This is a genomic window from Streptomyces carpinensis (assembly GCF_002154505.1).
GTDB classification, from domain to species: domain Bacteria; phylum Actinomycetota; class Actinomycetes; order Streptomycetales; family Streptomycetaceae; genus Streptomyces; species Streptomyces carpinensis.
Window position 1 is genome coordinate 1 of the sequence record NZ_MUBM01000133.1, and the last position, 8102, is coordinate 8102.

10 protein-coding genes and 1 tRNA gene are annotated in these 8102 nt (G+C 70.1%); 1 reads left to right on the forward strand and 10 read right to left on the reverse strand.

Annotated elements, in window-relative coordinates:
• Together BZY54_RS18500 and BZY54_RS18505 are read right to left on the reverse strand one after the other, a co-directional pair.
• A partial coding sequence (locus BZY54_RS18500; protein ID WP_483025149.1) for an MDR family MFS transporter occupies positions 1-1758 on the reverse strand: 1758 nt, incomplete at its 3' end.
• An 81-nt stretch (positions 1759-1839) separates the two neighbouring features.
• Entirely contained in the window at positions 1840-2340 is a 501-nt protein-coding gene (locus tag BZY54_RS18505; protein WP_086726297.1) for a MarR family winged helix-turn-helix transcriptional regulator, read from the reverse strand.
• A 327-nt stretch (positions 2341-2667) separates the two neighbouring features.
• Here BZY54_RS18505 and BZY54_RS18510 point away from each other — a divergent pair, with 327 nt between their 5' ends.
• On the forward strand, positions 2668-2862 hold the full coding sequence (locus BZY54_RS18510) for a hypothetical protein (protein WP_086726298.1): 195 nt from the start codon (positions 2668-2670) through the stop codon (positions 2860-2862).
• 236 nt (positions 2863-3098) lie between these two features.
• Here BZY54_RS18510 and BZY54_RS18515 read toward each other — a convergent pair whose 3' ends face one another.
• The 8 genes from BZY54_RS18515 to BZY54_RS18550 all read right to left on the reverse strand — a co-directional run bounded on the left by BZY54_RS18515 (position 3099) and on the right by BZY54_RS18550 (position 7867).
• On the reverse strand, positions 3099-4025 hold the full coding sequence (locus tag BZY54_RS18515; protein ID WP_086726299.1) for an RNA polymerase sigma factor SigF: 927 nt from the start codon (positions 4023-4025) through the stop codon (positions 3099-3101).
• Between the two features lie 246 nt (positions 4026-4271).
• Positions 4272-5177 (reverse strand): RNA polymerase sigma factor SigF, encoded by a 906-nt coding sequence (locus tag BZY54_RS18520; protein WP_086726300.1) that lies wholly within the window; start codon positions 5175-5177, stop codon positions 4272-4274.
• A gap of 145 nt (positions 5178-5322) precedes the next feature.
• Positions 5323-5616, reverse strand: a complete 294-nt coding sequence (locus tag BZY54_RS18525; RefSeq protein WP_086726301.1) for a Dabb family protein — start codon at positions 5614-5616, stop codon at positions 5323-5325.
• Positions 5616-5792: a hypothetical protein gene (locus BZY54_RS18530; protein WP_086726302.1), complete on the reverse strand. Its 177-nt coding sequence runs from the start codon at positions 5790-5792 to the stop codon at positions 5616-5618. Before BZY54_RS18530 ends, BZY54_RS18525 begins: the two co-directional genes overlap by 1 nt.
• Before the next feature lie 102 nt (positions 5793-5894).
• Positions 5895-5979, reverse strand: a tRNA-Ser gene (locus BZY54_RS18535).
• Positions 5980-6146: 167 nt separating this feature from the next.
• The gene (gene tadA, locus BZY54_RS18540; protein ID WP_086726303.1) at positions 6147-6578 is read right to left on the reverse strand and encodes a tRNA adenosine(34) deaminase TadA; all 432 of its coding nucleotides are present in this window, start codon (positions 6576-6578) and stop codon (positions 6147-6149) included.
• A 212-nt stretch (positions 6579-6790) separates the two neighbouring features.
• Positions 6791-7327: a tRNA adenosine deaminase-associated protein gene (locus BZY54_RS18545; RefSeq protein WP_086726304.1), complete on the reverse strand. Its 537-nt coding sequence runs from the start codon at positions 7325-7327 to the stop codon at positions 6791-6793.
• Positions 7328-7672: 345 nt separating this feature from the next.
• Positions 7673-7867, reverse strand: coding sequence for a hypothetical protein (locus BZY54_RS18550; RefSeq protein ID WP_086726305.1), 195 nt, complete (start codon positions 7865-7867; stop codon positions 7673-7675).
• Positions 7868-8102: the final 235 nt, after the last annotated feature.

Below are 8102 nucleotides of genomic sequence, written 5' to 3' on the forward strand. Positions count from 1 at the left end.
GCGCACCGGGACCCCGCCGCCGGCACCGGCGGCCGGCCCGCTCGGAGCCACCGTGGCGACCGCGGCCAGCCGCTGCGTGCCCTCCGGGCCGGCCTGCGTGCCGGCGGTGGCGGCGGCCCAGCTGGGCACTCGCTCCTCGGCCGGGGCGGACACCTCGGCGACGGCGGGAGCCTCGGCGGCCGGAGCCTGGGCCTCGGCGACGGTCGGAGCCGCGGCCGGGTCCACCGGGGCGTTCTCGCCCTCGGCGGCCTGCGCCAGTGCACCCTTCGTGCGCAACGGGACCTCCTTGATGAACAACGTGATCAGGAAGGCGACGGCGGCCAGCGCGCCGGCGATCAGGAAGATGTCGGCGATGCCGTGCCCGTAGGCGCTCTCCATGACCGTGCGCAGCGGCTTCGGCAGCGCGTTCATGTCCGGGATGGTGTCGGAGCCGGAGCCGCCCGCGAGCTTGGCGTACTTCGGGCCGAGGTCGGACAGGCCGTCCTTGACGTAGTGGGTGATCCGGTTGGCCATCACCGCGCCGAGCGCGGAGACGCCGATCGCACCGCCCAGGGAACGGAAGAAGGTGACCGTGGAGCTGGCAGAACCGAGGTCGCTCGGGGCCACCTGGTTCTGCGTGCACAGCACCAGGTTCTGCATCATCATGCCGATGCCGAGACCCAGCAGCGCCATGAAGATGGCCATCTTCCAGTAGTCGGTGTCGTACCGGATGGTGCCCAGCAGGCCCAGACCGGCCGTCACCAGCACGCCACCGCTGACCAGCCACCCCTTCCAGCGGCCGGTACGGGTGATGAACTGACCGGAGACGGTGGAGGAGACGAACAGACCGCCGATCATCGGGATCGTCAGGACGCCGGACATCGTCGGGGACTTGTCCCGGGCCAGCTGGAAGTACTGGCTGAAGAAGACGGTGCCGCTGAACATCGCGACGCCGACGAAGAGCGAGGCGAGCGACGACAGCGTGATGGTGCGGTTGCGGAACAGCCGCAGCGGGATGATCGGCTCGCTGGCCTTGGCCTCGACGAGCACGAACAGCGCGCCGAGGACGATCGAACCGCCGACCATCGCGGCCGTCTGCCACGACATCCAGTCGTACTTGTCACCGGCGAAGGTGACCCAGAGCAGCAGCAGCGAGACGGCGGCGGAGATCAGGAACGCGCCGCCCCAGTCGACCTTGACCTGACGCTTCACGGTGGGCAGGTGCAGGGTCTTCTGCAGCACGATCAGCGCGATCACCGCGAACGGCACGCCGACGTAGAAGCACCAGCGCCAGCCCAGCCAGGAGGTGTCGGTGATGACACCGCCGAGCAGCGGGCCGCCGACGGTCGCGACGGCGAACGTGGCGCCGAGGTAGCCGGAGTAACGGCCCCGCTCACGCGGGGAGATCATCGCGGCCATGACGATCTGCGCCAGTGCGGACAGACCGCCGGTGCCGATGCCCTGGACCACGCGGCAGACGATCAGCATGCCGGGGTTCTGCGAGAGACCGGCCGCCATCGACGCGACGACGTAGATGATCAGCGCTATCTGGACGAGCGCCTTCTTGCTGTACAGGTCGGCGAGCTTGCCCCACAGGGGAGTGGCCGCGGTCATCGACAGCAGGGCGGCCGTGACCACCCAGGTGTAGGCGGACTGGCCGCCGCCGAGGTCGCCGATGATCTTCGGCAGGGCGTTGGAGACGATCGTGGACGACAGGATCGCCACGAACATGCCGAGCATCAGCCCGGAGAGCGCCTCCATGATCTGCCGGTGGGACATCGGAGCGCTCCCCGGGGAGCCTCCCCCATGCTTGGCGTGAGCCCGCACACCGGCTGGTGTGGTCGTTGCCATGGGCTTCCTTTACTTACGTGTGTCTGCGGGTGTACGGGTGGTCTCTTCGACTACGGGAGCGGGAACCCGGCCCGACGTGGTCCGGCAGTCGCCGAAGCTCTCGCGCAGCCTGGTCATCAGCCGGATGAGCTGACCGACCTCGTCGTCGGTCCAGTCGCTCAGCCGCTCGGCGAAAAGGTGTGTGGTCCGCTGGTACATGTCGTCCAGCCGGTCCAGGCCGGCAGGCGTCAGGCGCAGGATGCGCGAGCGCTTGTCGGCGGGGTCCGGCAGCCGGTCGATCCAGCCGCGCGCGGCGACGTGGGCCACGTGCCGGCTGGTGACCGACATGTCCACGGCGAGCAGCTCCGCGAGCTTGCTCATGCGCATGTCGCCGTGGCGGCCGAGCAGTGTCAGCACAGCGGCCGAGCCCGCCGGGCAGTCGGACGGCAGGATCCGTCCCATGTCCCGCTTCACGGCTCCGATGGCGCTGAGCTGACGCGCCAGCTCTTCGTACTGCGCCTGCTCGGCCATCACACCTCCCGTAATCGTTGCTTGGGGCAACCATACGAGCGGTTGGTTGCTGCAGGCAAACAAATCCGGGGCAGGCGACGCAAAAACTTGGCAAAGGCAAGTATTGCGAACGTAAATCCGCTGGTGGAGCCCGGGAGAGGGTCACTCTTCGGTCCAGGTCGGCACAAAGCGGGCCGTCTCGCACTCGGGGGCGAGGCCGTTCGGGTCGGCAGCAGGGCCCGGGGCGCGGCCCCGGGGACGGTCACACCGACTCGGGCAGAGTGCCGGGGAACAGCGCGAGCACCCCGGGCTTGGGCAGCACCCGCGTTTTCGCTAGGGTCTCGGGCCATGGCTAACACCCAGGGCCCCCAGGGCAATTACGACCCCGCCGGCAGCACCCAGATGTTCCGCGCGTTCGTCGACGAGGCTCCCCAGGGCAGGCAGCAGCAGGAGGTCTCCTCCGGGCCGCGCGTCGGCCTGATCATCGGTGTCGTCGTCGCCGTGGTGATCGTCGCGGCCGTCGCCTGGCTCGCGTTCAGGTAGGGCGAACCGCCGGCCCGCCCCATGAATGGGGCCGGGGTCGTCGCAGGACCGCTGGTACGACCGCTGCCGCCACCACGCCCTGCCCGCTCCCGCGGGGGACGAGGAACTCTCCCGCCCGGACGGACGACGGCCGCCGACGCGCCCACGAGGGGCGCTCCGGCGGCCACGAGGTCTCGGCACCCCTGGCGTCGAGCCACGGTGACGGACACTCCGTCAGGTGAGAACAGCGGTCGGGCTCAGTCCGAGATGAGGCCCTCCCGCAGCTGGGCCAGGGTCCGGGTGAGCAGCCGGGAGACGTGCATCTGCGAGATGCCGACCTCCTCGCCGATCTGCGACTGGGTCATGTTGGCGAAGAAGCGCAGCATGATGATGCGCCGCTCGCGGGGCGGAAGCTTGGCGAGCAGCGGCTTGAGCGACTCGCGGTACTCCACGCCCTCCAGCGCCGAGTCCTCGTAGCCGAGGCGGTCCGCCAGGGACCCTTCGCCGCCGTCGTCCTCGGGGGCCGGCGAGTCGAGGGAGGAGGCGGTGTAGGCGTTGCCGACCGCGAGGCCGTCGACGACGTCCTCCTCCGAGACGCCCAGGACCGCGGCGAGTTCACCGACGGTCGGGGACCGGTCCAGTTTCTGCGACAGTTCGTCGCTGGCCTTGGTCAGGGCGAGCCGCAGCTCCTGCAGGCGCCTGGGCACCCGCACCGACCAGGACGTGTCGCGGAAGAAGCGCTTGATCTCGCCGACCACCGTGGGCATGGCGAAGGTGGGGAACTCCACGCCGCGTTCGCAGTCGAAGCGGTCGATCGCCTTGATCAGGCCGATCGTGCCGACCTGGACGATGTCCTCCATCGGCTCGTTGCGGGAGCGGAAGCGGGCGGCCGCGTACCGGACCAGTGGGAGGTTGAGCTCGATCAGGGTGTCCCGGACGTAGGCGCGCTCGGGGCTGTCCTCGTCGAGTGCGGCGAGCCGCAGGAACAGGGAGCGGGACAGGGTGCGGGTGTCGATGGTCTCCGAGGGCGGCAGTGCCGGGGTGGGAGTGGCCGGCAGGGCCGGGGCCGGGACGGCCCCGAGGGCCGCCACGTCGTCGAGGGCGTCGAGCGGCTCGAGCGCCGGGGACGGCGCCTCGCTCTTCATGAGCGTCAGCACCTTGGAGCTGCCCTGGTCTGCGGACATGCCACCCCCTTTGGGTCGCGGGACGGTCGCGGCCGGGCTCTCTGACGAGGAGAACTCAGCCTTCACCTGAATACCGGAGCCGAAGCCGCGGCAAACGCGCTTCCCGCAGAATGTCACATGTCGGCAACACGCTGTAGTGACATGTCGACATCCGAAGCCCGAATCCGCCCTGGCAGAAAGGGGTCTGACGGGATTTCGGGCCGCGCCTGTCGGGATCTTCCCTGGTGAGCGATTCGCCCGGGACGGTTACGCCTCGATCCTGTTTGCGGATCTCAGCCGCTGGAAGCTACGTGCGAGTAGCCGGGAGACGTGCATCTGGGAGACGCCGAGTTCGGCGCTGATCTGCGACTGGGTGAGATTGCTGTAGTAGCGCAGCAGCAGGATGCGCTGTTCCCGTTCGGGGAGTTGGACGAGAAGGTGGCGGACCAGATCGCGGTGCTCGACACCGTCGAGGGCCGGGTCCTCGTAGCCGAGCCGGTCCAGCAGCCCGGGCAGCCCGTCGCCCTCCTGGGCCGCCTCCAGCGAGGTCGCGTGGTACGACCTCCCGGCCTCGATGCAGGAGAGCACCTCGTCCTCGGTGATGCGCAGCCGCTCGGCGATCTCGGCGGTCGTCGGGGAACGTCCGAAGGCCGTCGTCAGGTCCTCCGTCGCGCTGTTGACCTGCACCCACAGCTCGTGCAGCCGGCGCGGGACGTGGACGGTGCGGACGTTGTCGCGGAAGTATCGTTTGATCTCGCCGACGACCGTGGGCATGGCGAAGGTCGGGAACTGCACGCCGCGGTCCGGGTCGAAGCGGTCGATCGCGTTGATCAGCCCGATGGTGCCGACCTGGACGACGTCCTCCATGGGCTCGTTGCGGGAGCGGAACCGGGCGGCCGCGTAGCGTACGAGCGGGAGGTTGGCCTCGATGAGAGCCCCGCGCACGCGGGTGTGTTCGGCGCTGCCGGGTTCGAGCTCCTTCAGTTGGGTGAAGAGCACCTGGGTCAGGGCCCGGGTGTCGGCGCCGCGCCGCTTCTCCGGGGCCGGCGTGGCGGTCGGGTTCGGGTTCGATGTCGGCCCGGGGGTCGCGGCCTGAGTGGATTCCTCCTGGGGCGGCGCAGTACTGGCCGACACGGTCAACGCCACCTCTTCGTCGATCAACTCATCCGTCAAAAGCGGTCATAGCATCACAAGACAGGTGCATCGTGTTCAAGCACCGCATACGCACGTGTTGAGGTATGAAATAGGGCATAAGACGCGAAAAATCCCCGCACCGTTCCGGTGCGGGGTCGACCGTGTAGCCGTCCGGCCGTACGGCTCAGAACTCGTAGTCGGCGATCACCCACGTGGCGAACTCGCGCCACAGGGCGACACCCGCCTGGTGGGCCGGGTGCTCCAGGTACCGCTTCAGCGCGTCGGCGTCCTCGACCGCGGAGTTGATCGCGAAGTCGTGGGCGATGGGCCTGTCGCTGATGTTCCAGCCGCACTCCCAGAAGCGCAGGTCGTCGATCTGCCCGCCGAGGGCGCGGAAGGCCTCGGCGCCCTCCACGACGCGCGGGTCGTCGCGCTCGACACCCTCGTTGAGCTTGAAGAGGACGAGGTGGCGGATCATTACTTTCCTCCGTGAGCGGCCCATGTCATGAAGTCGCCGATGGCCTTGGCGGCGTCCGATATGCCCTCGAACCCTATCTGGACGTAGTCGGCGGCCTTGGCCGGGTCCGTGATGATCACGTACAGCGCGAAGACCACGAGCACATAGACGACGATCTTCTTGGCGTTCACAGCCATCGCGGCCTCCCCTGTCGCTGGTTGCCCCTGGCGTCGGCTGGGCGTCGGCTGCACGATGATCGCACGAAGGGCCCCGTCCGACGGACGGGGCCCTTCTTACAGCGGTAGCGGAGGGATTTGAACCCTCGGTGACTTGCGCCACACTCGCTTTCGAGGCGAGCTCCTTCGGCCGCTCGGACACGCTACCGAGGGAGACCTTACAGCACAGTGGGCCCCGGGCTGAAATCCGTTTCCCGGACGGTGGACGTCCGCCCCGGCGCGAGGCCGCCGGGGCGGGAACGCGGCGGATACGGAAGAACGTGAGCTCAGACCGGGTGCGGAAGAACCGGGCTCGGCCGGCGGCGGAACCCCGGCTCAGCGGGTGCGGAAGAACTCGGTGAGCAGTCCGGCACAGTCGTCGGCGAGCACGCCCTCGATCACCTCGGGCCGGTGGTTGAGCCGCCGGTCGCGCACGACGTCCCAGAGCGAGCCGACGGCACCCGCCTTCTCGTCTCGGGCGCCGTAGACCACCCGGTCCACGCGGGAGAGGACGACGGCCCCCGCGCACATCGTGCAGGGCTCCAGCGTGACCACCAGCGTGCAGCCGGAGAGCCGCCACTGCCCGACCCGCGCGGCGGCCCGCCGGATGGCGAGGACCTCCGCGTGGGCGGTCGGGTCACCGGTCGCTTCGCGCTCGTTGTGCCCCGCTCCGAGCACGGTGGTGCCGTCACCGGACAGCACGACGGCACCGACCGGGACGTCCCCGCCCCCGACGGCCGCCTGGGCCTCCCGGAGCGCAAGCCGCATCGCATCCCGCCAGGGGTCACGGACGGGGTCGGGCAGGCGGGGCACTCCGGCTGCGCCGGGCGCGTCGGCCGTGGTGCCGGCGCAGGGCGTCCCGGACGCCCCGGACTGGCCGGGCGTGCCTGCGGCTCCGGGCTCGGCAGGGGCCTGGGGCGTCCCGGGCGTGCCAGGGCCCCCGGGCGACGTGCCGGCCGGGTCTGGCGCTTCCTGCGGGGTCAGCGGACGGTCTCCAGCACCTCCGAGGCGCCCAGGGCCTCGGCGATCGCGCTCAGCGCGTCCTCCGCGTCCAGGGTGCGCAGCTCCTTCTCGCTGACGCCCAGGTCGTCGAGGATCTCACCGTCACCCAGCGGGCTGTGTGTGATGGCTTCGGCGGAAACGGTCTCCTCCTCGTCGTCCTCGGCGGACGCCGGTTCGCCGTCCTCCGTGCCGTCGAGGTCGAGGGAGTCCAGGTCGGGGCCGTCCTCACCGGGCTCCCGGCCGAGCAGTTCGTCGGTGAGCAGGATCTCGCCGTACGAACTGCGGGCGGCGGCGGCGGCGTCCGAGACGTAGATACGAGGGTCGTCCTCGCCGTCCACGCGGACGACGCCGAACCACGCGTCCTCCTGCTCGATGAGGACGAGCACCGTGTCGTCCTCGGCCGAGGCTTCGCGGGCCAGGTCGGCCAGGTCGGACAGCGTCTCCACATCGTCGAGCTCTGTGTCGCTCGCTTCCCACCCGTCTTCGGTGCGCGCGAGCAGTGCGGCGAAGTACACCGTGACTCTCCCACTGGTCATAGGCGTGCCGGTTGGGGGTCCCCCCGGCGGAGGTTCTGGGCGGAGAGAGCTGGGCTCCGAGCCCCACCCACTCGGAATCGTGGCAGAAACAAGGCGTTCAGGGGACGTCTTCGGCTCCCTGTGTCCGGCAGTTTTGTCGTACGTCGGTAAAGCACTCACCAGCGCACTCGTTGCCGCCACCTGCGGATCGTACGCGGCTTTGCCCGGCGGTCACGCAACGGCCGCCCCGGAACGTCGGCGCTGGTGTCGGCCTTCTTCCTTCCGTGTGCTGCCCGAGTTCTCTTCCCCGTGCCGCCCGAGTTCTCCCGGGTTCCCCGGAGTGGCCTACCAGCGGAACGTGCGCATGCGCATCGCGTGCCGCAGTCGGGCGGCCTTGGCGCGGCGGGGCTGGACGCGGTTGCGCAGTTCGCGGGCCTCGGCGAGATCACGCAGGAACTGGGCGCGGCGCCGCCGGCGCTCGGCGTCGGTTTCCACCGGGACGGAGGACTCCGCCGTCGCCACGGCTCCCGCGCTCGCCACGGACTGCGCCGGCTGCCTGTTCCTCGCGCTCTCCGTGGGTTCCGCAATCTCCGCGGTGCTCGGTGCGGCCGTCTCGGGCTGCTCGTGCCGCCGCTCGCAGGACGACGGATCCTTGTGGGATTGCCGGTCAGGCATTGGTTCACCACCCCAGTTCCGTCCCTCCCACTTTCCCTCCGACGGCGGGTTTGATGCCACAACGGCGCAGGGGGAGGCGGGGTCGGCCGCAGGTGGACGG